We start from the raw sequence: 26557 nt of genomic DNA, 5'->3' as shown, positions 1-26557 counted from the left end.
GCGTCCCGAGCTGCGCGCTTTCGTGACCTACGGCAAATGGAACGATGCGGCCACCGCCTCGGTCAATGCGTCGAACAACGGCGGCCCGATCTACAACAACAATACCAGCGGCACCTCCTACGGCTTCCAGGTAGAAACCTGGTTCTAAACACCGAACCAAACCTGCTGCGCGGCGCGCTTTGCGGCCTGCGATGCTCACCGTGCTCTAGCACGGTTGCGCTTCTTAGCCACAAATCACTGCCGCTCGCGACGGTTTTGTCCGGCGTTTTACTACACAGAAAGCTGCATAAAAAAGGGCGGAACCTCGGTTCCGCCCTTTTACTTTACGGCATCAACAACTTACGGCAGGGCCACCGGCAGTTCCGGATATTCCTGCGTCAAGGCGTACTTGGTGCCGCCCACGGTGACCGTGTAGTTGGCCGGTCCCGAGATCGGCAGGCGGTAGTTCAGGGTCAGCGCCACGGAGCCGCCCGGCGCCAGCGATTGCCAGGCGGGAATCGCGAAGCGGGCCCGGTTGTAGTTCTTCGTGAAGCCGCCGATATTGTTCGGCCCCGTGTAGCCGGCATTGACCACCGTCAAGCCGAAGCCGGACTGGTCGCTCATGTCCGACGGCGCCGAGACGGGATAATCGAACTCCACCACGGTGCCGCCCGGCAGGGTCTACGCCGTGTTGTTCTTCACCGTCATCACCGGATTGATGGGGAAGTTGTTGTCGCCCAGCTTCCAGCCGCCCAGGGTGATGCTGACGTTGGCCGCCGTGCCCGGCATGGCGATTTCGGCGCGCTTGTTGCCGTACACGCCAGCCGTGCGGAAGGCCTGGTACAGCACGTCCGTCAGGGTGGTGCCCATGAAATACTCGCCCTTGCCGCCATTGCGCGTGGCATCCCAGGCATAGTCGCCCGCCATTTCCCAGATCATCACGCCGCCGATATTGTTGTTGACGATGTACTGGGCCTTGGCCGCGATCGACTGCGTGGTTTCCGTGGAAATAAAGACTTTCTTGGTCGCATTCCACAGCCACGGCGCCACCATGGTGCTGCTGTAGTACGGCACATAGGTGCCCACCAGCGCCTTGTCCGTGACTTTATACGCGTCCAGGTAGCTCGGCACGATGCCGTTTTGCAAGTTCAGCGCATGCCAGATGGGATTGCCGCCGCCTGGCGTCGGTTTGCCCTGCGAATCGAGGTCGTACCACACGTTATCGATGCCCGTGGCGCCCATGCCGCAGGTTTTTACGCCAGCGCAGGTGACCGTGGAATTGGTCAGCGCCGTCGTGCCCCACAGGCCGTTGGTGCCGCCCGTCACATCCTTCCAGCCCCGCGTATAGAACGGCACGCCGATATTGATGCGGCCCGCCTGCATGGCGCCCCGGTAGTAGCGGTACGCCCAGTCCGTGTTCAGGTAGCCGATGTTCTGGTACTGATAGGCGTTCCCGGCCCGCAACTCACCATCGTTGCCGTCGTCAAACAGCGCCGCGTTCGGTCCCACATACTGGTTCCACGCGCCGTGCAAGTCGTAAGTCATCAGGCTGGCGTAATCGAGATATTTCAATCCCGACATATTTTCCTCGCCACGCAAGACCCAGCCCGAGGCGGAACCGGCGATGGTGAGCAGATAGTATTTATTGTCCTGCACGGCCGCTTCGTCGAGCTTCTGGCGCAGCACTTTCAGCAGCACGTTGTAGCTCGTCATCAGCCCGGCCAGCCGCGGTTTCGAGACGGCGAAGTCGTTCGGATTGCCCGCTTCATTGTTGGTGGTCGGGTGTTCGTAATCGACATCGACGCCATCGAAGAAATTATATTGGCGCACGAAGGCCACCATCGAGTCGGCCAGGGTGTTGATGCCGGCCGTGTTGATGCTGCCGTCCGCATTCGTCGTGGCCGTGTAGAAGCCGCCGCTGCCGGCCCAGCCGCCCACGGAAATCATCAGTTTCACGCCCGGATACTTCTTCTTGTATTGCGCCAGCAAGTTGAAGTGGCCCTTGTACGGCAGGGACGGGTCCATGGCCGCGGCCGGCACGTTCGGCCAGGTCAGGCCCGTATCGGGATTGGCCGCGCCGCTGCCGATGGCGATCTTCGACGTGGCCGGATCGACGGAAGCGAACGCATAGTTCAGGTGGGTGATCTTGTCCCACGGCAGGTTATTCACCAGGTAAGTCGGGCTGCCATCGACACCCGTGCGCCAGCTGGCGAAATAGCCGACGATGCGCCGGTTCAAGCCATTGCCCAGCACTTCGCGCCCATTCGCGTCATATACCTTGCAATACGGCACATTCGGCACGGCCGAAATCAGGCCGTCGGGACGGCAAGCCGTGGGGGTCGGCGTTGGCGTTGGCGTTGGCGTCGGAGTTGGCGTCGGAGTCGGCGTCGGAGTCGGCGTTGGTGTCGGAGTCGGAGTCGGCGTTGGCGTTGGCGTTGGCGTTGGCGTTGGCGTTGGCGTTGGCGTCGGCGTCGGTGTCGGCGTTGGGGTTGGCGTATCCGTCACGGCCCATGGGCCCCACTGGTCGGCCGCGCTGGGGACATTGCCTTGCGTCCACCATTTGGCCTTGTAGGTGACGCCCTGGTACGTCACGCACTGGCCGCCCGTGTAGACGGTGGCGGCATCCCAGACGGCGCACGCTTCCACGGCGGCGAGCAAGGTGTTCGGGGTGGCGGTCGTGCCTTCCTGGCCCCCGCCGCAAGCGACGAGCACGCCGCTTAGCAGGGCCATCAATAATGCATTCGATTTCATGTGGTGTCTGTCTCCGTTATGGTTATACATCGAGGGCTTGTTGCAGGCCTTTTGAAGGCTCTTGTCAACTGTTATCCCTGGCCGGCTTTCCTGCATAGACTGCTACTGCAACTTCACATTCCAGTTTGCTTCCACGCATTTCACGTAGTTCCCGGCCAGCAAGGCGCTGTACGGGGTTTGATAGCTGACCAGCTGGCATTGGTTCTCGCCACCGGCGCTCCAGTTCTTTTCCCAATAGATGTTGTAGGAAGCGGAACTGGCCGGGGTGAAGCGTTGCATGTTGGCGCACGACAATTGTTCGCCGGAATAATCCCAGCCCATGTCGGCGGCAAACTGCTTGTAGTAATCGATGCGGTTTTGCGCGGCCTGCTTTTCCGTGCCCTGCCCGCATTCGGCATTGATGATCATGATGGTGGTGGCAAAGTTATTGCCGGCCCCGGCTGTCGTATCGGCCGCGTTCGGCACCCAGGTGCCGTCGAGCACATGCAGCATCGATGGCTTCGGCGGTTGCGGATAGACAAAGAAGAACGTGGCCGACGCCAGGTTCAGCCAGGTCGAGGCGACGAGGTCCGGATTCTTCAGCAGCACGGACTGGTCGCCGTCATGCATGGCTTGCGAAAACGGACCGTAGTTGTAGTTATAGGACAGCTGCTTGGCGCCGCGGCCAAAATACTTCTTGAAGCTGCCGTCGGCATTCTTGCCGCAAGTCCACACCTTGTTGAAGACGGGATCGGCGCACTCGATGTTGTAGCCGCAGCCGGCGCCCGTTTCGTCGCAGCCCAGCTCGCGCAAATATTTCAAGCCCTGGCGCCATTGCGGCAGCGGGCTGCTGGCGTTATGGTCGCCCGTTTCCTGCCCGAAATGGGCGAACATGGTGGCCAGACTGTGGCGGCAGATGGCGTCCGCGTTGCGCCCGTCGCTGTAGTCGTCGCATACGGCGGGGAACTTGGCCACGGCTTGCAGGAAGCGCTGATAGGTGTAGCTGGCGTCGCGCGCGGCAAAATAATAATCCCACTTCGCCGCCGGCAGCAGGCGTTCGACGCGCTTGACGTTGAGCGGATTGCTGGCCAGGCCAGGCTGGACGGCCTCGACGGCCACATTGCCCAGGGTGCGGATCGACGCCTTGACCTTGCGGAAGAAATCGTTGTTCGTCAGCGCCGCCTCGTTCGCCTCGGCCTGGGCCTTGGTGGGCACGCCTGGCGTGGGAGTAGGCGTGGGCGTCGGTGTCGGGGTGGGCGTCGGGGTGGGCGTTGGTGTCGGCGTCGGGGTGGGCGTCGGGGTGGGCGTTGGTGTCGGCGTCGGCGTCGGCGTCGGGGTGGTGGCGTCAAGGCTCCACGGTCCCCACTGGTCGTTGCTCGGCGCCGTGCCCTGCACCCACCATTTGGCACGATACACCTTGCCGTCATAGACGGCGCACTGGCCCGCCGTGTAGACGGCGGCGGCGCTCCAGGCCGCGCAATTGTCGCTGGCGGCCGTGGCGGCTAACAGGGTCGATGGGGGTTCGGTGGTGGAATTGCCGCCGCAAGCGAGCAGCGCGCTGCCCAGCAAGCCAGCCATCAAGGGCGAGGCCAGCCGGCTAATTTGCCGTGTCTTCACAATGTCTCCTGAACGTTATACGAAAACTATCGAAGTAGCTTTTTATGTTGTACGTAAAGAAAGCACAGCGAAGCGTCGGCTTTCTGCACAGAGAATGCGACGCCCCAAATTGGTAGTCAAGTGGTTTTATACAACGGTGTTTTTTACAATACCAGTGACTTCGGGCGGTCCGGCTATGGCATGGGAAGCAAAGAATGAGGCGTGGAAAAAAAGCAGAGTTTGCAGCAACTGCCGGCAATACCGCGCCGGCAGCTGTGCGGCAAGTGGTATTAGCACTGCCGCAAGTGTTTTCAGGCCGATGGCGTCGCCGCGCGTTGGTGTTGCGGATAATACAGCTCATAAAACCAGCCATACGCATCTTCGATTTGCGCCTGGATGCGCGGCGATATCGCATGCGGCCTGGGCGCGCTGATGGTCGCTTGCTGGCGGTGCGTGTACTTCATGCGGTAATGGCTGTCGCTTTCCTGGATGCCCACGGCCAGATCGTGCGGGTCGATCTGGAATGGCGCCAGGCCCAGCCATGCGTACAGGTGCGACATGCATTCCACCGGCCGCGCCATCAAGTCTTCGAAGCGCACGAAGTACAGCTTCTGCTGCACTTCGGCAGGCAGGTCCAGCACGGCATGCAGGGAACTCAGGGGAGCGCCGATGGTGCGGTCCTTGGCAAACAGCATGTCGGCACGGCCCAGGCGGTCGAAATCGGCCAGGTGATCGACGAAGTCGAGCAGGATGGTGCGCTGGTGCTGCGCTTCGATGGAGCCGTAGACTTGCCCCAGCTCGCGCACGCAGACGATGATTTTCGCTTCCGGCGCCAGCTGCAGCAACATCTCCACGCAATGCAGCCAGGCGCGGTTCTTGTCGACCACGCCCTGCTTGCCGCAATCCTGATACCAGCCGCGCAGGAAACCCTGCATGGCCGTTTTCAGATGGCCATAACTGGCATCGAAGGTGCTGTCGAGCTGCGACAGGAAAAAGGCGTCGTCGCTGACCATGCGCCGCATACCCAGCAAGGCGTTGCACAGCGGGGAGCTATTGCCTTCGCAATGCAGGTCGGGATGCTGCGCCAGCAACTGGCACAGCAAGGTGGAACCGGCGCGTGGCAAGCCGGCCACGCCGATGAAATTGGATGTCATGCGATTGTACTTTCTGTTCAGCGCTGCTCTTCTGACGGAAATCAAGGATGGTGCAGCAATTATAAGAGCGCGGAGGCAATGCACCGGTAAAAAAAATGCCGCTTCGGAACACGAAGCGGCATCTCCGGCGCCACCAGACGGTGACGCCGCGTGCTTTACTGGCTGTCCTGGCGCGTGCCGACGGAAACTTCGACCGGCAGGCGCAAGCCGCTGTCGACCACGCTCAGGCGCAGCCCCGGAAGGACATTGCTGACGACATTGCCGGCCAGCTGCACCACCGGCGCGCTGCCTGCGCCCCCCTTCTCTTTCTCCGGCGCGGCGGCGGGCTTGCCTGGCGCCGTCTCGCCGCTGACGATCATGTCGGCCTGCACCATATTGCCCTGCGATGGCGCCACGGCGACAGCCGCGATCACGTTCGCGACGGCGCTTTGCAGCGCTTCCGTCGGATTGACTTTCAGCACGCCGTCAACATAGTTCAGGGCGTAGTTGTTCGACGCCTGGCCCGATGCCGATACCAGATAGTTGCCAGCCGCAGAAGCCGTCGTCGCCGGCGTGCTGAACGCCAGGTTGCCGCTCACTTCAGCCGCCACCGTGTCGCCACCAAGCAAGCCGCTGTAGCTGGCGCGGAAATCGGGATTGGCGCGTCCCTGGTCTTTTTCAGCGTTGTCGACTTTCACCGTCAGCGCCGCCTGCGAGATCGTGGCCGTGGTGCTGGCAGTGCTGTTGACCACGTAATTGCCCGCATCCGCGCCGCTCAGGCGTATGCCGGCCACCGTCACCGTCTTGCCCACGCCCGCATTCTTGTCGCTGAAGCTGGCGCCATTGCTGGCAATGCTCAGCTGATCGTTGCCGATACGGTTGTCGCGCAAGGAAACGGCGGCATTCGTGGTGGCGTCATACACCTTGTTGACGCCGCTGGCGCTGACCGTCAGGGCAGCTGGGGTAATGGTGGCCGTGGTGCTGGCCTGGTTGCTGGCCAGCACATAGTTGCCCGCATCGGCACCGGCCAGGCCCAGGCCGCTGATGGTCACGGTCTTGCCGATCGCCGCATTCTTGTCGCTGAACGTGCCAATCACTGGACCGGCGGCCAGGCTCAAGGCGTCGCCGGCCACCATGCCATTGAAGCTGGCGCCGGCCAGGTTCAGGCTGGCCGCCGTGCCGCCGTCATACACCTTGTTCGCGGCCACGATACCGGCAATGGCGCTGATGGACGCCCGCGTGATGCTGGCCGTCAAGCCGGTCGGGTTGCTGACCGTGTAGTTGCTGGCTGAGCCAGTGCCGTCGAGCAAGGTCGTGCCGCTGACCGTCACGGTTTTGGCATTGCCCGCATTCTTGTCGGCAAACGCCGCCGTCTGCCCGCCGATGGCCAGGGTTTCGTCGCCCACCAGGCCGCTCAGGCTGCCGCCGCTCAGCTGCGCCACCGCATTGCCGTCGTAGACCTTGTTGCCTGCTACCTGGCCCGTCACCGTCAGGGCTTTCGGCGTGATGCTGGCCGTCAAGCCGGTCGGATTGCTGACCGTATAATTGCTGGCCGAGCCGGAACCGTCGAGCAAGGTCGTGCCGCTAACCGTCACGGCCTTCGCATTGCCCGCGTTCTTGTCGGCAAACGCCGCCGTCTGCCCGCCGATGGCCAGGGTTTCGTCGCCCACCAGGCCAGCCAGGCTGCCGCCGCTCAGCTGCGCCACCGCATTGCCGTCGTAGACCTTGTTGCCTGCTACCTGGCCCGTCACCGTCAGGGCTTTCGGCGTGATGCTGGCCGTCAAGCCCGTCGGGTTGCTCACCGTGTAGTTGCTGGCCGAGCCGGAACCGTCGAGCAAGGTCGTGCCGCTGACCGTCACGGCCTTCGCATTGCCCGCGTTCTTGTCGGCAAACGCCGCCGTCTGGCCGGCGAAGGCCAGGGTTTCGCTGCCCACCAGGCCGACGAGGCTGCCGCCGATCAGCTGCGCTACCGCATTGCCGTCGTAGACCTTGTTACTTGCCACCTGGCCCGTCACCGTCAGGGCTTTCGGCGTGATGCTGGCCGTCAAGCCGGTCGGGTTGCTGACCGTGTAGTTGCTGGCCGAACCGGAACCGTCGAGCAAGGTCGTACCGCTGACCGTCACGGTTTTGGCATTGCCGGCATTCTTGTCGGCAAACGCCGCCGTCTGGCCGCCGATGGCCAGCGTTTCGCTGCCCACCAGGCCGACGAGGCTGCCGCCGATCAGCTGCGCTACCGCATTGCCGTCGTAGACCTTGTTACTTGCCATCTGGCCCGTCACCGTCAGGGCTTTCGGCGTGATGCTGGCCGTCAAGCCGGTCGGGTTGCTGACCGTGTAGTTGCTGGCCGAGCCGGAACCGTCCAGCAAGGTCGTGCCGCTGACCGTCACGGCCTTCGCATTGCCCGCGTTCTTGTCGGCAAACGCCGCCGTCTGGCCGCCGATGGCCAGCGTTTCGTCGCCAACCAGGCCGGCCAGGCTGCCGCCGATCAGTTGCGCCACCGCATTGCCGTCGTAGACCTTGTTGCCCGCCACCTGGCCCGTCACCGTCAGGGCTTTCGGCGTGATGCTGGCCGTCAAGCCCGTCGGATTGCTGACCGTATAGTTGCTGGCCGAACCGGAACCGTCCAGCAAGGTCGTGCCGCTGACCGTCACGGTTTTGGCATTGCCCGCGTTCTTGTCGGCAAACGCCGCCGTCTGGCCGCCGATGGCCAGCGTTTCGTCGCCCACCAGGCCGGCCAGGCTGCCGCCGCTCAGCTGCGCCACCGCATTGCCGTCGTAGACCTTGTTGCCCGCCACCTGGCCCGTCACCGTCAGGGCTTTCGGCGTGATGCTGGCCACGCCGCTGGAGGTCGTGCCGACCAGAATGTAGTTACCCGCGTCCGCGCCGCCCAGGGTGATGCCGCTGACATCGACGGTCTTGCCCGTGCCCGCATTCTTGTCGCTGAAGACACCGCTGCCGGCCACCGCCAGGCTGTCGCCGTTCACCATGCCGGTGAAGGTCGCCGCGCCATTCAGGGTGGCCGTTCTTTGGCCATCATAGGTCTTGTTGTTGACGCCCACGTCCGACACGCTGCTGATGCTGGCCTTGGCGATGTCGGCCATGCCGCTGGACGTCGCGCTGCCCAGAATGTAGTTGCCTGCGTCCGCGCCACCCAGGGTGATGCCGCTGACGTTGACGGTCTTGCCCGTGCCCGCATTCTTGTCGCTGAAGACACCGCTGCCGGCCACCGTCAGGCTGTCGCCGTTCACCATGCCGGTGAAGGTCGCCGTGCCATTCAAGGTAGCCGTTTTCTGGCCATCATAGATCTTGTTGTTGACGCCCACGTTCGACACGCTGTTGATGGTTGCCTTGAAAATAGCGGCCGTCACCCCGCTGGCGTTGCTCAACGCATAATTGCTGGCCAGGCCCGTGGTGCCATCCGAGATGGTCGCGCCCGTCACGCTGACGACCTTGCCGCCGCCCGCGTTCTTGTCGGCGAAAACGCCGGTCTGGTTCGTCAAGTCCAGGTTCAGCGTCTCGCCGCTGACCAGGCCGCTCAATGCGCCGCCCGACAGCGCGGCATTCCGCGTGCCGTCATAGTCGCGGCTTGCCGCCGTCACGCCCGTCACCGTCAGGGCTTTCGGCGTGATATTGGCCGTCACCCCGCTCGCATTGCTGAAGGCGTAGTTGCTGGCCAGGCCGGTGCCATCCGAGATGGTCGCGCCCGTCACGCTGACGACCTTGTTATTGCCCGCATTCCTGTCGGCGAAAACGCCGGCCTGGTTCGTCAGGTCCAGGGTCAGCGTCTCGCCAGCGACCAGGCCGCTCAATGCGCCGCCCGACAGCGCGGCATTCCAGGTGCCGTCGTAATCGCGGCTTGCCGCCGTCACGCCCGTCACCGTCAGGGCTTTCGGCGTGATATTGGCCGTCACCCCGCTCGCATTGCTGAAGGCGTAGTTGCTGGCCAGGCCGGTGCCATCCGAGATCGTCGCGCCCGTCACGCTGACGACCTTGTTGTTGCCCGCATTCCTGTCGGCGAAAACGCCGGCTTGGTTCGTCAAGTCCAGGGTCAGCGTCTCGCCAGCGACCAGGCCGGTCAATGCGCCGCCCGACAGCGCGGCATCCCGCGTGCCGTCGTAGTCGCGGCTTGCCGCCGTCACGCCTGTCACCGTCAGGGCTTTCGGCGTGATGGCGGCCACGCCGCTGGACGTCGTGCCGAGCAGATTGTAGTTGCCGGCATCCACGCCAGCCAGGGTGATGCCGGTGACATCCACGGTCTTGCCCGTGCCTGCATTCTTGTCGCTGAATTCGCCGCTGCCCGCTACCGTCAGCGTATCGCCGGCGATCTTGCCATTGAAGGTTGCCGTGCCATTCAGCGTGGCAGTAGCCGAGCCGTCATACGTCTTGTTGTTGACACCCACGTTCGACACGCCGCTGATGGTGGCCTTGCTGATGTCGGCAGTCACGTTGCCCGGACTTGTGAAGGTGTAGTTGCTGGCCAGGCCAGTGCCATTTTGCAAGGTCGTGCCGCTGATCGTGACCACCTTGCCCGTGCCGGCATTCTTGTCGCTGAAGGTGCCGACGCCGCCGATGAAGCCCAGCGTTTCACCACTTACCACGCCGGTCAAGGTCCCACCCGACAAGACTGCCGCCGTCGTGCCATCGTAGACTTTATTGCCGGCAGTCACACCGGAGAGCGTGACGGCCTTGGGCGTGATATTGGCCGTGGCAGTGGCCGAATTATTGGTGAAGTTATAATTTCCCAGGTCGCTGCCGGACAAGGAGATATTGGTAATATTGACGGCCTTATTGCTCCCCACGTTTTTATCCGTGAACGCGCCGCTCGCACTGAACAACTGCACATCGTCGCCGGCAATCTTGCCATTGATCACGGCCAAGGCAGGGCTGAGGCTGACGTTGAGGTTGCCGTTATAAATCTTGTCCAGGGCGCTCAAGCCCGTGATGCCGGTAATTGTCGCCTTCGCGATATCGCCAGTCATGCCGCCAGGGGCACTCACCGTGTAGTTGCCGGCCAGGCCGCTGCCATCGCTCAGGGTCACGCCGCCGATCGTAATGGCCTTGCCCGTGCCCGCGTTCTTGTCGCTGTAGCTGGCGCCCTGCACGGTAAAGCCCAGGGTTTCCGCATTGACCAGGCCATTCAAGATGCCGCCGGTCAGGTTCGCACTGGCTGTGCCGTCGTAGACTTTATTGTTGCCGCTCAAGCCCGTCAGCGTCAGTGCCTTGGCAGTGATATTGGCGCTGCCGCTGGCCGTGCTGCTGGTCAGGTTGTAGTTGCTCGCGTCCGTACCGCCCAGCACGATACCGCTGATGTTGACAGTCTTGCCATTGCCCGCATTCTTGTCGGCAAAGCTGCCGCTGGCGGCCGATACGTTCAGGCTGTCGCCACCGACCATGCCCGTAAACGATGCCCCTGCCGTGTTCAGGCTGGCGGTAGCGCTGCCGTCATATACCTTGTTGCCAGCCACGATGCCCGTCACGCCGCTGATGACGGCCTTGCTGATATCGGCGCTGCTGCTGGCCGTGCTGCTGGTCAGGTTGTAGTTGCCCGCGTCCGTGCCGCCCAGAACAATCCCGCTGATGCTGACCGCCTTGCCGTTGGCGGCGTTCTTGTCGGCAAAGCTGCCGCTAGCGGCCGACACGCTCAGGCTGTCGCCACCGACCATGCCCGCAAACGTGGCGCCCGCCGTGTTCAGGCTGGCCGTGGCGTTGCCGTCATACACCTTGTCGCCGGCCACGATGCCCGTCACGCCGCTTATGGTGGCCTTGCTGATATTGCCCGTGCCGGTGCTGGTGCTGCTGTTCAGGTTGTAGTTGCCAGCGTCCGTGCCGCTCAACACAATGCCGCTGATATTGACCGTCTTGCCATTGCCGGCGTTCTTGTCGGCAAAGCTGCCGCTGGCGCCCGACACGCTCAGGCTATCGCCACCGACCATGCCCGTAAACGATGCCCCTGCCGTGTTCAGGCTGGCGGTGGCGCTGCCGTCATATACCTTGTTGCCAGCCACGATGCCCGTCACGCCGCTGATGGCGGCCTTGCTGATATCGGCACTGCCGCTGGCCGTGCTGCTGGTCAGGTTGTAGTTGCCAGCGTCCGTGCCGCCCAGAACAATCCCGCTGATGCTGACCGCCTTGCCGTTGGCGGCGTTCTTGTCGGCAAAGCTGCCGCTGGCGGCCGATACGTTCAGGGTGTCGCCGCCCACCATGCCCGCAAACGTGGCCCCAGCCGTGTTCAGGCTAGCCGTGGTGGTGCCGTCATATACCTTGTTGCCGGCCACGATGCCGGTCACGCCGCTGATGCTGGCCTTGCTGATGTTGCCCGTGCCGGTGCTGGTGCTGCTGCTCAGGTTGTAGTTGCCCGCGTCCGTGCCGCTCAACACAATGCCGCTGATGTTGACGGTCTTGCCGTTAGCAGCGTTCTTGTCGGCAAAGCTGCCGCTGGCGCCCGATACGCTCAGGCTGTCGCCGCCGACCATGCCCGTAAACGTGGCCCCTACGGTGTTCAGGCTGGCAGTGGTGCTGCCGTCGTACACCTTGTTGCCGGCCACGATGCCCGCTACGCCGCTGATGGTGGCCTTGCTGATATCGGCGCTGCTGCTGGCCGTGCTGGTGGTCAGGTTGTAATTGCCCGCGTCCGTGCCGCCCAGAACAATCCCGCTGATGCTGACCGCCTTGCCGTTGGCGGCGTTCTTGTCGGCAAAGCTGCCGCTGGCGGCCGATACATTCAGGCTGTCGCCACCGACCATGCCGGCAAACGTGGCGCCCGCCGTGTTCAGGCTAGCCGTGGCGCTGCCGTCATACACCTTGTTGCCGGCCACGATACCGGTCACGCCACTGATGGTGGCCTTGCTGATGTTGCCCGTCAAGCCAGCGACAGGCACGAGCGCATAGTTGCCGCCGGCGCTGCCGCCCAGGGTGGCATTGGTCGTCACGGCGATGCCGTTGCCCGCATTCTTGCTGGCATACGTGCCATTCACGGTCGAGCTCACATTGGCCAGGTCGCCAGCCAGCACGCCGCTCAGGGTGCCGCTGATGGACGCCACGGTGGTGCCGTCATACACCTTGCCGGCCACCGCCGCACCGCTCAGGGTGACGGACTTGGGCGTGATCACCAGGCCGCCATCGATATAGCTGATCGCATAGCCGGACTGGCCGCCCGAGGAGTACAGGCCGCTGGCCGACACGCCATAGGTGCCCGCATTGACGGCGCCCGTGGCATTGCCCGCATAGACGGGCGTGCCCAGCAGGTTGGCGCCATCCACCGTGTTCGAGTAAGTGACGCTGTTGCTGCCGCCGGCGTAGGCCACGCCGTCATACACCTTGCTGTCGTAAGAAACGCGCACGGCGACCTGCTTCATGAACGAACGCAGGAAAGGCCCGCTCTGGCCATCGTAGACCACCCACATCTGCGCCAGTTCCCAGCCCGCACCCGTGTAATTCGACAGGTTCTTCAGCTGCGCCGTCGTCACTGCCGTGCCGCCCGCGCTGACTGCCTGGCCGCTGGCCACCGTATCCCAGTAGCTGCCCGTGACGCTGCCCGCACCGGCGCCCGCCAGGCCGCCCACATTGCTGGAACCGCTCACGCTGCCGTTCGCATAACTGTTGGCGATGCTGCCGCCATTGCTGCCCACCAGGCCACCGACGGTGGCCGTGCCGCTCACGGCGCCGCTGGCATAGCTGTCCACGACCGTGCCCGTATTGCTGCCCACCAAGCCGCCGCCTGTGGAGGTGCTCGTCACGCCGCTGGTGGCAAAGCTGCCGCTGATCGTGCCCGCATTGCGGCCGGCCAGCGCGCCCACGTTCGTGCCGCCCGCCACGCTGCCGCCGGACAAGCCCACATTCGCCACCACGCCTCCGCTGCCGATGGCGCCGAACAGGCCCACATCGCTCGCGCCCGCCTTGGCGATGTTCAGGCTGGAAATGATATGGCCGGTGCCGTCCAGGCTGCCCGTGAAGGCCGAAGCCGCCGTGCCGACGGGAATGAAACCCGTGGTTCCCCAGATATCCTTGCCATTGGCCGCCGTCGTGGCGGCGCTGAAGCTGCTGCCCAGCGTGTAGCTGGCCGCCTTGTTCATCGCCATCAATTGCAGCTGGTGCGTGGAATTGATGGTATTCGACCACTCCGATGCCAGCATGGGGCGCGTGCCGGCGGTCGCGCCATTGATCGAGCCATCGCCGCTGACGAGGGCCCAGTTGTTGCCCGTCGCGCCGGCCGTGGTCGTGAAATTGAAGCCGACATAATTGCTCGATACCAGCATCTGCGCCGTGCTCAGCCCTTGCGCATTCGAGGTGGCGCCATTGAAGCTTTGGCCGATGCCATTCAGGCCGGAATTAATCGTGCTGTCAAAATAGGCGCGGTTGACGGAGCCCGAATTGTGCTCGCCGACGATGGCGCCGACACTGGCGCCGCCGCCCGTCACCTTGCCCGTCGTATACACATTCGTGATGACGCCGCCCACGTTATAGCCGACGATGCCGCCTGCCAGCCCGGTGGTCTGCACGTCGCCCGTCGCGTAGCTGTTGTTCAAGGTTCCGCGCAACAGCCCTACCAGGCCGCCGACATAGCCGCCGGTGGAAGTCACCTTGCCCGTCGCATAGCTATTGCTGATGGTCGCGCTGGCGCTATTATTGGTCCCTACCAGGCCGCCGGCACTGCCCGTGGCATTCATCGCGCCTGTCGCATAGCTATTGTTGATACTGCCGTTATTAAAACTGACCAGGCCGCCGCCATAGTTGGCTCCTGCGTTCACGGTGCCCGTTGCATAGCTATCGCTGATCGTGCCGGAATTGTTGACAACCAGCCCGGCCGCGACGTAGCGGGTGGAGCTCGTGGTGGCGGAGCTGGAACTGTTCTTGATCAGGCCGCCTACGGCGTTGAGGCCGACAAAGCCGCCTGCCGCGCCATAGCCGCCCGGCCCGGGATCCCCCGCAGAGACCACCGTGCCGGAGACGCGGCTATTGCTGATCGTGCCTGCATTGATGCCGACCAGGCCGCCCAGATTGACATAGCCGGAGCCGCTCACGGCACCGCTGCTGTAAACGTTATCGATTTTGCCATTATTGGCCGCAGCCAGCGCGCCAATGCCGGCGTAGCTGGCGCCATAGGTCGCTGCCGAGCCCGCAATGTTGACATTGCTCAAACTCAAATTGCGCACGGCACCCGCGGTGCCGATACTGCCGAACATGCCGACGGGTACGTCAGAGCGGTTGATCGTCAATCCCACGATTTCATGGCCAAGACCGTCGAGCGTGCCCGTGAAAGGCGTCGCATCGCTGCCGATGGGCGCGAATCCCTTGCCGCCATCCCAGCCGGAGGTGCCGCGCGCATCGATATTACTGCCCAGCACATACTTGCCGGACAAATTGCCCTGCAAGCCCTGCACATCGTTGCCGCTCGTGCTGTTGAAGGCGCCCAGGCTGTTGATGACCTGGTACACGGTCACGCTGCCGTTACTGCCCAGCTTGGTGCTGAAATTATTACCCGATGGCAGGTCGACTTCCGCCTTGACGTTATAGGTCGACAGGTTGCCGGCGGCGAGCCCGCTCTGGCCATATTCGAGGGCCAGGCTGGCCGTGCCCGCGCCGCGCATGGCCTTGTTGATGTTGATATTGTTTTGCGCCGTCAGAGTCAGCTTGTTGGCCGTCCAGTTGATGTTATCGTTGACGTTGATGTTGCCCTGCGTGCCGCTGCCGCCCGACACGCTCTGGATTTGCACATTGCCCGATTTCAAGGAGTTGCTCAGGAAGGTACCCGTCATGTCGCCGCCGGAGACGGCGATATTGAAGTCGGTCGGGTCGATCAGCCAGGTGCCGGACAGGCCCTTGGCCGACGCCGTCGTCACCTTCAGCGCATCGTCGATCTTCACGTGCGCGGCCGAGGTGTCGATGAAGCCGCCATTGCCGCCCGCAGGCGCGCTGGCGTCCAGCGTACCGGCCGCGTTCACCGTGCCGCTTTGCATGTCGCCCAGCAACTTGATCGTGCCGCCGCGCGTGTCGATGCTGTGCGCCTCGATCACGCCCGTGTTGTTGACGACGGTTTTCAGCAGGTCTCCCGCCGCTTGCGCCGTCAGGACCACGCTGCCGCCATCGGCCTTGATCATCCCGCCGTTATGCACCAGCGCACCCACGGCGCCCTGGTCCACCGCCACGTTGAGCAAGCCGTCGCCGGCCACGTCCAGGGTGATGGCGCGGCCCGCCGCCAGGGCCACCGAACCCAGGCGTGCCTGGATCGTGCCTTCGTTCGACACATTGGCGCCCAGCAAGGCCACATAGCCGCCTGGCGCGCTGATGCTGCCCTGGTTCAAGACCTTGCCCGTGCCATTGCCTGAAAACTGGTACTTGCCCGCCATGAAGTCGGCATTGGAAATATCCAGGGTGGACGCCACCAGGCCCGCCGTGTTCACGGAGGCGCCCTGGCCGAACAGCACGCCGTTCGGGTTAACGATGAACACCTTGCCGTTGGCCGACAAGTTGCCGAGGATGGTCGTGCCGTCGCTGCCCAGCACCCGGTTCAGGGCCACCGCATTGCTGTTGGGCTGCTGGAACTGCACCGACTCGCCCTTGCCGATATTGAAACTGGACCAGTTGATGACGGCATTCTGGCTGCCCTGCCTGATCACCGTGGCGCCCGGCGCACCATTGATGGAAGCCTGGCCCGCCACCACCGTGCCGCCCGCCGGCCCCGCCAGGGCCAGCGAGCCGTAACCGAGCATCAGCGCCGCCGCCATGCTCTTCAAGGCGAAATGCGCCCCGCCCCCGCTGCATCCTGGCATCGAGCGCTTGCCGGCGGATTTGACGTTTTCGGAAACGGCGGCGTAAGCGCCGGTGGCCTGGTTCCAGATGGAGCGGTAGATGCGGTTCATGGCAATGTCCTGATGTTTTTATTGATGTAGTAATTTAGAAATATTTGATGGCTTGCAGCCAGAAGCGGCCTGCCGCATCCGGTGCCGAGGTCGCCTTGGCATTGCCCAGCTTGCGCGCGTAATACGCCTTCAGCACGAGCGCATTGGCGCCCGTCCACGTCACGCCCACGCCGGCGCCGCTCAGGGTGCGGCGGTTCTCGCCGGCGCTCCAGGCATCGCGGTTCAGCTTGACGGTGCCCGTGTCGGCAAACGCCAGCACCTGCAGCTGGCCGGGAAAGGCCGTGAACGCCGTCACGTTCTGGCGCAATTCCAGATTCAGCACATAGCCCTGGTCGCCATACGCCTCGCCGCCCGGATAGGCGCGCACGCCGCCCACGCCGCCGATGCCCATCTTTTCAGAGACATCGAGGTTTTTCGACGCCGCCTGGCCGCTGATCACGCCGAACAAGCTCGTCTCGCCGCCCAGGCTTTGCACGCGCGCCGCGTTGAAGGCGAGCTTGTTGAAGTGGCCGTTGCTCTTCACCGTCAGCTGGTCGATCAGCAAGGCTACCGGCGTCTCGATATCGATCTTGCCCGTGGTGTAGGTCAGCGAATAGGTGCTGACGCCACCGCCGCCCCAGCCATCCTTGCCGTCGCCGTTCAGGTTCAGCATCCACACCTTGGCCTTCTTGTCGTTGACGGTGCCCGTCGATTCCGTGCGGTCCTGGAAGGTCTTGTCGTCATAGCTCACTTGCGCATACAGATTGTTGCTGCGCGAGCGGATCAGCGGATAACTGCCGTAGGCGCTGGCGATCTTCGCCGTCCCCTTGGCGTCGAGCACGGCAAATTCCTTGCCCAGCTTGTAATCCATGTAAGTGTAGGCACCGCCCAGGCGCAGCAGGCCGGCCTGCCCCTGATAGGCCAGGCGGCCATAGTTCAAGCCGTCGGCCGACGTGAACGCGCGCACGGTGGCCACGTCGCCGATGCCGGCCAGTTCATTGATGTTCAGGGTGGCGCCGATGCGGTTGCGGCCCGTGTAGCGGTTGCCCTGGTTATCCAGGTCGATGCTGCCGTTGAAACGCGAGCCCGGCTGCACGTCGACGATCAGGTCGGACGCGCCCAGCGAGGCACCGGGCGCCAGGGTCGAGCTGACCTGCACGCCGGGCAAGTCCGACAGCAGCAGCAAGCGCCGCTCGAGCGGCGGCGTGGAAATCACTTGCCCGTCCAGGCCCGCCAGTATCGTGCCGGCCAGGCCGTCGGACAGATTGCTCTGGTTGCGCAGCTGCACCTGGCCATATTGGCCCGGCAGCACGTTGATGGCGACGATGCCATCGTGGATGTCTTGCGCGGGCAGATACGCCTGCGCAAGGAAATAGCCGCGGTTCTGGTAATAGCTGGCGATTTTGGACGCCATGGCGCGCAGTTCGCCCAGGGTCAGCTCGCTGCCCGGGGTAAATCCCGTAGCGGCGACCAATTCGCTTTCGGTGAAGACGGGCGGCGCCGTGATCTGCAGGCGCTGCACGGCGATGCGCGTGGTATCGCCCACCGTGGTGGCCGGCACATTGCCCTGCTGCACGCGGATGGCGGGCGGCGCTTTCGGCAACTGGGGCGCGGCGGGAATCTGCTGCAGCTGGCTGCCTGCGTTCGGCGGATCGACGGCCCAGGCGGCCTGGATCAGCGCCAGCAAGGTCAGTGGAAGTAATTTGGTGTTCAAGGTCATCCTTTCAGGCGGCGCGCCCGCGCCAGGCATGCCGCTTCCGGCTGCACCGACGGGGAATACAAGAGCTGGAAGAACAATATTTATTTGACATCAATGTTAAATATAATGCCAACTCAAAATAAAATTCTCACCAGCAACATTTATTCATTTTAGCGCGTCGTGAGACGAGAGAATACCCATCTGGAAGGCTAATTCACTACATTGGTGCAACCGAAACACGGGCGTCCGTAACATCTGCAAAGTCGTTTGAAAATGCATCTTTCCGCCCAAAAATTCGTTGTCTTCATGCAACAAAACTCCCGCCACTTCACTATCAACATGCTACTTTGAGCAGCACAAATATTTGTTTCAGGGGCAACCTATTGATATTGCCGCAATATAAAACAATGTTATGATTTACATACAATGAGTCTCTGTTTAGGACACAATTTTTTGCGCCATGAGAACATGTAACATTCTTGCAAAAATGAATTGCCAATGAATTAATTCAGCAGTGAATGTGAAGGGAAGCGGCGTGACTGTCAGCCGGCATGTCGAACGCAAGGCTGACATGCCGGCTGGCCGTGGAGAGGAAGGGAGTTGAAGTGTGCCAGCGCGCCGGTCTGGCCAGGCGCTACCTGGACAGCACGTATTTCGCCAGGGCCGCCGCATCGGCTTCGCTGAGCTGGCTGAATGGCGGCATGGGCACGGGGCCCCATTTGCCGGCGCCGCCACTGCGGATGTTGGCCGCAACGGCGGCGACACCCTCCTTGCCCTTGTACCTGGCGGCCACTTCCGCAAAGCCGGGGCCGACCACTTTCTGGTCGAGGGCGTGGCATGCCATGCAGCCATTCGCCGCCAGCAAGGTTTTGACATCCTTGCCGCTGGCGGCCGGGACAGCGGCGGCCACGGGTTTGGCGACGGTCGCGCCCGTCGCTGCGGCGCCCCGCTCCGCGCCATAGGTTTTCACCAGGTAGTCGACCATGGCCGGCATGTCCGCGTCGTCAAACTGGGCGCCGAACGGCTTTTTCATCTTCTTGACGGTCGCTTCCCAGTAGGCGCGCGGCGAGGCAGGCGGCTGGCTCGATGCATACTGGGCCGCATGGCACGTCATGCAGTTGCGCTGCACCAGCTGGTAGCCGGGCAATTCGCTGGGTTTATACGTCGCTGTTTCCGGCGGCAAATGGATTTCCAGCGCGCCGGCGCTGCCGGCAAGCATCAGGGCCACGGCGGCGGCGAGTGTTCTTATCAGCATTGGATTCTCCTCACACTGCCTGGATGCGCGTGGTTTCCACCACATTGCGCATATAACCCATGGGATTCCACAGGGCTTTCATCGGCTGGCTCTGGCCGATGCGGTTGACGGCGCGCACCATCAGCACGTACTTGCCCTTGCGCGGCGCCTTCATGACCATCGTCCACTCGCGGAACGAGAAGCGGCCCAGGTCCTTGCCCAGCGTTGCTTCCTGCCACGTCTGGCCGCCGTCTGTCGACACCGTCACCTCGCTGATGCCGTGACCGCTGTCGAAGGCGATGCCGCGCATGGCCAGGTCGCGGCCCGCCTTCACTTGCGCGCCATCTTGCACGCTGGTGATGAAGGAGCGCACGTTCAGGCGGCTGATGGGCGTCGTCTTGCCCACCGGCGCGCCCGGCTCGATGAAGCCGGAACCATTGTCGGGAATGCGATAGCCCGTGCTCATCCAGAAGCCGTCGAATGGCTTGTCCAGCACGGTGATGTCGCTCAGGTGCTTGACCCAGTAGGTACCATAGAACCCCGGCACGATCAGGCGCAGCGGGTAGCCGTTCAGGAAAGGAATGTCCTCGCCATTCATGGCCCAGGCCAGCAGGACGTCGCCGGCCATGATGTGCTCGACGGACAGGGCTTTCTGGAAGTCTGGACCATCGCCCACGGGCGGCGTTTCCAGGCCATTGAAGGCCACTTGCACGGCATTGGCCGCGATGCCGGCCTTTTCCAGCACGGTTTTCAGGGGGATGCCTGTCCAGCGGGCATTGCCCATGGCGCCATTGCCCAGCTGCCCGCCATTCGCGCGCGGGGCGAAGAAGCCGCGGCTGTTGCCTGAGCATTGCGTCACGGCCACCACGTCGACAGGCTCTGCCAGCTGTTTCAGCTCGGCCAGCGACAGCTCCAGCGGCGTCTTGACGAGGCCGGCGATGCGCAGCCGGTAGCTGTCGCCGTCTATGCTGGTCGGCAAACCGCTCCAGTGGTAGCGCACGAAAAACGCATCGTTGGGGGTAATCGCGCCCTCATTGAACACGCTGAACGGCGTTTCCAGCTGGGGCGGGCGGCTGGTCAGCAGGATCAGCGGGCGCTTTTGCGGGAAAGCCACCAGTTCGCGCTCGCCATTTTCAAACGGCAAGGTAACGGAAGCGGCCAGGGAGGGGCCCGCCACGGCGGCGGCGCCCAGGGCCGCCGTCGTGCGCAGGAAACGGCGCCGGCCGGCCGGCAACAAGGTCGTATCAGACATGTTTGAGCTCCACTTTGGTGTCGGCCGCTTCGCCGCCGTTACGGTCATCGTTGACCAGTTTCTTGATGTAGTACATGACGCTCATGATGACCACGCTCAACAGGCCGAACCAGAACGACACGCGCTGCTCCGTATCGGACGACACGCTCATGGCTCCCAGGATCACCAGCATGGCGAAGATAGTGAAATACGTCAGGTAGGGAAACAGCCACATGCGCACCTTGATGCGTTCCGGGCATTCGCGTTCCAGGCGACGGCGCAAACGCAATTGAGATATCGCAATGAGCAGGTAGACGAACAGGATCAGGATGCCGTAGGAATTGACGATGAAGGGGAATACGAGGTCGGCCGACACGTACGAGACGGCAATGGCGAAGTAGGCGAACAAGGTGCTGAACAGGATGGCGCGAATGGGCACGCCATTCTTGCTCAGCTTGACCAGGCCCGTGGGGGCGTCGCCGCGGCGCGTCAGCGCAAAGATCATGCGCGACGAAGCGTACAGGCTGGAATTCAGCGCCGACAGCACGGCCGTCAAAATGATGGCGTTCATGATGTGGGCCGCGTACGGGATGTTCATGACGGTCAGCGCGCTGACGAACGGCGTGGCGATGGCCGGCGAATCCCAGGGCACGATGCAGACGACGACGAACATGGAACCGACATAAAACATCAGCACGCGGGTGACGACGGAATTGGTGGCGCGGGCGATGGCCTTGGCCGGGTCCGACGTTTCGGCGGCGGCGATGGTGACGATCTCGGCGCCCGAATAAAAGGCCGTGGCGGCAACGGCGCCACTGAGCACGGGGCCCCAGCCGTGGGGCATGAAGCCGCCATGGCTGGTCAAAAAGCCCAGAGTCGGGATGCTGTTGGGCAAACTGCCCGTGATGAACAGGGCGCCGACGAACAGGAAGACGACGATGGCGACGACCTTGATCGAAGCGAACCAGAACTCGAATTCACCGAACGCCTTCACCGAAAACAGGTTGAGCACCGTCATCGACACGAGCAAGACCAGGCTGATGGCCCACGAGGGCACGTCGGGCAGCCAGAAATTGACCAGCTTGGCGCCGGCGATGGCTTCCAGGGCCACGACGACGACCCAGAAATACCAGTACATCCAGCCGCTCATGAAGCCGAGGAATTTCGAGACCTTCGGCTTGTCGTCGAAGGCCAGGCGCGCATATTCGTAAAAGGAGCCGACCACGGGCAGGGACGAGGCCAGCTCGCCCAGCATGCGCATGATCAGGACGACCAGGCCGCCCGTGAGCAGGAAGGAAAGGATGGCGGCCGGGCCGGCGGCCTTGGCGATGACGCCGCTGCCGACAAAGAGGCCGGCGCCGATCACGCCGCCGATGGCGATCATGCTCATGTGGCGTTGCTTCAGCGAATGCTGCAAGCCCGTATTGTTGTGGTTGTCGCTAATCATGTGTGTCTCCTAGTAATATCTGAAGCTCGGTGCGCCCTGGCCTGCTGCGGCTTGTTCCTGCCGCGCGGCTTTGTTTTATTTGGGCAACACCGTCAAGCAGCATCGATACATCATCAAATCAGTCTGGTTGGCTGCATGCCATAAGTCAATCTGGAAATGCAGCGGCCCGGCGCGGCGCCCAAGGGGCAAGCGCGCTGGAGGATACGTACGGGGTATGGCTCAGTTATTGCTGGTTAAAAAATGGGAGCGGCGGCAACACTTGTGGCATTAGCGCCACTCCCGGGAACGTCTTACACCTTGCCCTTCCATGGCACGAGGGTACGTTCGAGGTAGCGCATCATCAAATCAAACAGGAAAGCGAAGAAGCCGATCACGATGATGCCCATGATCACCACATCGCTGGCGAGGAACTCGGAAGCGCTGAGCACCATGTAGCCCAGGCCACGCGTGGCCGCCACCATTTCTCCCGCCACCAGGGTGGTCCAGCCCACGCCGATGCCGATGCGCATGCCGGTAAGGATTTCCGGAATCGCGGCGCGCAGGATCACGTGCACGATCACCTGGAAACGCGTGGCGCCCATCGAATAGGCAGCGTGGATTTGCTCCAATGAAACAGAGCTGACGCCGGCGCGGGCCGCGATGGCCATCGGCGCAAAGATGGCCAGGAAGATCAGGTAGACCTTCGAAAACTCGCCGATGCCGAACCAGATGATAACCAGTGGCAAGTAAGCAAGTGGCGGCAGCGGCCGGTAGAACTCGATCAAGGGGTCGAAGATGCCGCGTGCCACGCGGTTGACGCCCATCATCACGCCGACGGGGATGGCAAACAGGCAAGCCAGGCCAAACGCGCCGAACACGCGCACCAGACTGGCGACGGTGTGTTCCCACAAGGTGGCGCCGCCGAAACCGGTGGTGGCCGCCATGATGAATTTTTCATAGACAGCTTGCGGCGACGGCAGGAACAGCGGTTTCACGAGGCCGCTGGCCGTCACGCCAAACCACAGCAAGAGCACGGCGATGACGGTGACGGTGGCGATGCGGCTGGAATTGCCCTGCCCCGGCGCGCCGAACGCTTCGCCGGGCATGGCGCAGCGGGGAGCGAACAGGCGGCCAAAAAAGCCGGCGCGCTTGGCGGTAGTGGGAGGAAATCCCACGACGGATGGGCTATGCATGGGACACCTCCAGCTCTTTATTGACGGCGCGCTCGTCGCCATAAATGATGTTGAGCACGGTTTCGCGCATCTTGATGAAGTCCGGGCTCGATTTCACGGCGCGCGCATCGCGGCATTCGAGGAAGCGCTTGTTGAAATCGAGTTCATACGTGTGCGTGATGCGGCCCGGACGGGGCGACATGACGATCAGCCGGTTCGCCAGGAACAGCGCCTCGTCGACGCTGTGGGTAATGAAGAAGAACATGGTGCTGGACTTGGCCCAGATATCGAGCAGCAATTCCTGGATGGTTTCGCGGGTCAGCGCATCGAGCGCCGCCATCGGTTCATCCATCAGCAGCATGGCGGGATTGCTGGTCAGGGCGCGGGCGATGCCCACCCTTTGCTGCATGCCGCCCGACAATTGATAAATCATATTGTCGTGAAAGTCCTTCAAGCCGACCAGCGCCAGGTTCTTGGCCGCCTGTTCGCGCCGCACGGCTTTCGGCACGCCTTGCAGCTTGAGGCCGAATTCCACGTTTTCCATCACGTTCAGCCATGGCAGCAGGGCGTGTTTCTGGAACACCACGCCGCGGTCGGCGCCCGGCCCTTCCACTTTATTGTCGCCGAGCATGATTTCGCCCTTGGACGGGGCGATAAAGCCCGCCATCAGGCTCAGCAAGGTTGTCTTGCCGCAACCGGAAGCACCGAGCGCGACGACGAAGTCGCCGCTATTGATGGTGAGATTGATATTATTTAAGGCATGTACGCGTTCACCGGCCGTCTTGCCCGGATAAATCACGCTGACATCCTTGACGTACAGATTTTCCATCGTGTCCCCACAGTTCTGTTCAACGCACTCTGTTCAGTCAGCGCGCCCGCAGGCGCGCCATCGCACAACGTTTACTTCAGCAGGCCGGCAGCCTGTGCATACTTGGGTGTCACATATTTGGCGTAATCGGGAGCCAGGCTGTCGATCTTGCCCTCAGCTTTCAAAAATTGCGCCGTGGCCAGCAAGGCTTGCGCCACGCCGCCCTTCGCGCCGCCACCGAGCCAGGCCGGCGAGGCCTGTTCCTGCAGCGATGGATAGGCGTACAGGGCCACGGAAGCGGCCACATCCTTGGCAGCAGCGCCCGAATGCTTGACGTTGGCTTTCACTTGCGGGGAATCGATGGTCCACGCCTTCGGATTGGCGCGGTAATCGGCGTCGGCAGCAGCCATCACCTTGACGAACTTGGCCATGAAGTCGGCGTTCGCTTCGCCCCAGGCGCGCTCGACGGCCATGCCGTCGAACGTGGCCTTGCCCTTCTTGCTCAGTTCGCCGGAAGTGACGAGCACCTTGCCGTTTTGCTTGAGCTTGCTCAAGGCCGGGTCCCACACGAAGGCGGCATCGATGTCGCCCCGTTCCCAGGCGGCGGCGATCTGATTCGGCTGCATGTTGAGCAATTTCACTTCCGTGGGCTTGATGCCCCATGTTTCCAGCGCGAACATGGTGTGGAAGTGTGTAGTGGAAACAAACGGCACGGCGATCTTCTTGCCGCGCAAGTCGGTCGGTTTGCTGATGCCGGCGCCATTGCGGGCCACCATCGCTTCGGCTTCATTGATGTCGTCGATGATCCAGAACAGCTGGAGGTCGACGCCGCGGCTGACGGCCGCCGTCAACGGGCTGGAACCGATGACGCCGATCTGCACGTCGCCGGACGCCATGCCGGTGGCTACCTTGGCGCCCGAGTCGAACTTGCGCCAGTTGATTTTATAGCCGGTGGTCTTTTCCACTTCGCCGCTGGCGATCGCCACCAGGAAGGGACCGTTGATTTCCTGGTAGGCAATCGTCACTTCCTTGCCTTGTGCGAAGGCCGTGCCGCTTGATGCGACCGCCACGCCCAGCACCAGGGTGCCGAGGACGGCGCGGCGCATCGTTGAAAAAACCGTGTTTTTGCTCGTATTAGTGTTCATGTCTCACTCCAAGATTTATTGTTATGTGTGAACGTTCGGGCAATCTCATCCCTTGCGGGAGGCGCCGCTGGTTGCTCTTTGTCAACCATGCGACGGCTTAGTACGGCTACTGCGATTACTATTTAAAACACTTCATCCTTCAAGTGATACCAGCGGTACAGGAAGCGCTGGCCCAGGCGGCGGAACGGAGCGAACGCTTGCGACTCGACCAGTTCCATCATGTTCGGGTACGGCAGTTTCGAATTGAAGATCGGCAAGCCCGTGTCGCTGGCCTTGCCCGCGATGCGTTCGGCCATGCGCCGGCCCGCCTGCGCCGAGTACATGACGCCGTTGCCGCCGTAACCGAGCGAATAGAAGATCGATTGCCTGGGGTCCGGTTGCACGATGCGCGGCATCATGTCGTGGCTGACGTCGACCCAGCCCCACCACGAGTAATCGATGCCGATTCCGGTCAGCGCGGGGAACTTGCGGTGCAGGTCATTGATCAAAAACTGTTTGTACTTGTCGTCCGGCGCGTCGGCGCCCGTGATGGCGCTGCGGCTGCCGATCTGCACGCGGTTGTCCGGCATTAAACGGTAGTAGTGGCGCAGGATGCGCGTATCCGTGATCACCTGGTGGGTGCGGAAGTTGCACGCCTCGATTTCCGCCGGGGTCAGTGGCCGCGTGACGAGCGAATTCGACAAAATCGGCAGCAAGCGGTTTTTCACTTGCGGATGCAGATGGGGCGAGGTGTAGCCGCCCGTGGCCACGGCCACGGATCGGGCACGCACCACCCCGCCCGGCGTTTGCAGATAATGCACGCCGTTGCGCGTTTCCCAGCCCATCACGGGGCTGGACGGGTGCACCTTGGCGCCCAGCGCGCGCGCCTTGCGCAGGTAGCCGAAGGCCAGCTTGCCCGCGTGGATACCGATGCCTTCCGGCTCGTGCAGCGCGCCGGCCGCTTCCTTGTCGTCGACGAATTCCCGCTTGACGGTGTCGGCGTCGAGGATGCGCGCGTCGTACTTGAAGATCTCGCGCATGACCTTGGCTTCCTTTTCCAGCGCGGGCATGGCTTTCGCCTTGTGGGCGATGTACAGGTGGCCACCCGGTTGCGGGTCGCAATCGATGTCGGCCGTGATCTTCTTGAATGTCTGCATCGCGTCGCACACTTCCGCGTGCAATTTGAGGGCCGTGTCCATGCCGTAACGGGCGATCCACTGCGAGCGCTTCAGGCGGCCCGTCGTGCATTGCGCCTGGCCGCCATTGCGCGTGCTGCAGCCCCAGCTGACCCGATTCGCTTCCAGCACGGTGGCCTTGATGCCGTGTTCCTGGGCCAGGAAGATGGCGCAGGACAAGCCCGTGAAGCCGGAACCGATGATGGCCACGTCGACGTCGATGTCATGCGTGATGGGGCCGTCGTCGGCGGGCGGCTCGCCGGCCGTGCCGATCCAGTAGGTGGGCGCGTAGGCATTGCCGTGGCCGGGGCGCTGGGCCACCAGCGGATCGAAGGCGGGATCGTAGGGCGTGCGGGCGGCGGTGCTGTTGCCCAGTACGTCAGATGGGGTGTCGACAGGTTTGTTCATGATC

At 63.0% G+C, this 26557-nt stretch carries 12 protein-coding genes and 1 pseudogene; 1 reads left to right on the top strand and 12 read right to left on the bottom strand.

All coding sequences use genetic code 11. The features are described from left to right. Positions 1 to 10: 10 nt before the first annotated feature. Positions 11 to 148 carry a carbohydrate porin gene (locus tag ACQ4WQ_RS24900; RefSeq protein ID WP_258001197.1) on the top strand — a complete coding sequence of 46 codons (138 nt, stop codon included), beginning with the start codon at positions 11 to 13 and terminating at the stop codon, positions 146 to 148. Between the two features lie 191 nt (positions 149 to 339). Here ACQ4WQ_RS24900 and ACQ4WQ_RS24895 read toward each other — a convergent pair. From ACQ4WQ_RS24895 to ACQ4WQ_RS24840, 12 genes and pseudogenes are all read right to left on the bottom strand, one after another. Continuing rightward, positions 340 to 2709 (bottom strand): annotated as a pseudogene (locus ACQ4WQ_RS24895) (chitinase C-terminal domain-containing protein). Between the two features lie 123 nt (positions 2710 to 2832). After that, the gene (locus tag ACQ4WQ_RS24890; RefSeq protein ID WP_436500752.1) at positions 2833 to 4326 is read right to left on the bottom strand and encodes a glycoside hydrolase family 19 protein; all 1494 of its coding nucleotides are present in this window, start codon (positions 4324 to 4326) and stop codon (positions 2833 to 2835) included. A gap of 290 nt (positions 4327 to 4616) precedes the next feature. Further along, positions 4617 to 5459, bottom strand: coding sequence for a sulfotransferase family protein (locus ACQ4WQ_RS24885; RefSeq protein ID WP_436500750.1), 843 nt, complete (start codon positions 5457 to 5459; stop codon positions 4617 to 4619). 155 nt (positions 5460 to 5614) lie between these two features. Continuing rightward, a complete protein-coding gene (locus ACQ4WQ_RS24880; protein ID WP_436500748.1) occupies positions 5615 to 16297 on the bottom strand; it encodes a YDG domain-containing protein in 10683 nt (3560 codons plus the stop codon). A gap of 34 nt (positions 16298 to 16331) precedes the next feature. Beyond that, positions 16332 to 17990: a ShlB/FhaC/HecB family hemolysin secretion/activation protein gene (locus ACQ4WQ_RS24875; protein ID WP_436500746.1), complete on the bottom strand. Its 1659-nt coding sequence runs from the start codon at positions 17988 to 17990 to the stop codon at positions 16332 to 16334. A gap of 619 nt (positions 17991 to 18609) precedes the next feature. Then, positions 18610 to 19230 carry a SorB family sulfite dehydrogenase c-type cytochrome subunit gene (gene sorB, locus ACQ4WQ_RS24870; protein WP_436500744.1) on the bottom strand — a complete coding sequence of 207 codons (621 nt, stop codon included), beginning with the start codon at positions 19228 to 19230 and terminating at the stop codon, positions 18610 to 18612. Between the two features lie 10 nt (positions 19231 to 19240). Continuing rightward, entirely contained in the window at positions 19241 to 20461 is a 1221-nt protein-coding gene (gene sorA, locus ACQ4WQ_RS24865) for a SorA family sulfite dehydrogenase catalytic subunit (RefSeq protein WP_436500742.1), read from the bottom strand. Further along, complete coding sequence (locus ACQ4WQ_RS24860; RefSeq protein ID WP_436500740.1) at positions 20454 to 21887, bottom strand: amino acid permease; 1434 nt, start codon at positions 21885 to 21887, stop codon at positions 20454 to 20456. Before ACQ4WQ_RS24860 ends, sorA begins: the two co-directional genes overlap by 8 nt. A 290-nt stretch (positions 21888 to 22177) precedes the next feature. After that, positions 22178 to 22972, bottom strand: a complete 795-nt coding sequence (locus ACQ4WQ_RS24855; protein ID WP_070219225.1) for an ABC transporter permease subunit — start codon at positions 22970 to 22972, stop codon at positions 22178 to 22180. 79 nt (positions 22973 to 23051) lie between these two features. After that, positions 23052 to 23867 carry a taurine ABC transporter ATP-binding protein gene (locus ACQ4WQ_RS24850; protein ID WP_070219220.1) on the bottom strand — a complete coding sequence of 272 codons (816 nt, stop codon included), beginning with the start codon at positions 23865 to 23867 and terminating at the stop codon, positions 23052 to 23054. Between the two features lie 71 nt (positions 23868 to 23938). Further along, positions 23939 to 24991, bottom strand: a complete 1053-nt coding sequence (tauA, locus tag ACQ4WQ_RS24845) for a taurine ABC transporter substrate-binding protein (RefSeq protein WP_436500737.1) — start codon at positions 24989 to 24991, stop codon at positions 23939 to 23941. A 122-nt stretch (positions 24992 to 25113) separates the two neighbouring features. Continuing rightward, a complete protein-coding gene (locus ACQ4WQ_RS24840) occupies positions 25114 to 26553 on the bottom strand; it encodes an NAD(P)/FAD-dependent oxidoreductase (protein ID WP_436500735.1) in 1440 nt (479 codons plus the stop codon). Positions 26554 to 26557: the final 4 nt, after the last annotated feature.

It is taken from the genome of Janthinobacterium goodfellowi, from assembly GCF_051380695.1.
Taxonomy (GTDB): domain Bacteria; phylum Pseudomonadota; class Gammaproteobacteria; order Burkholderiales; family Burkholderiaceae_D; genus Janthinobacterium.
The sequence above is the reverse complement of the archived record's forward strand: the minus strand, read 5'-3'. Positions and strand labels throughout refer to the sequence as shown.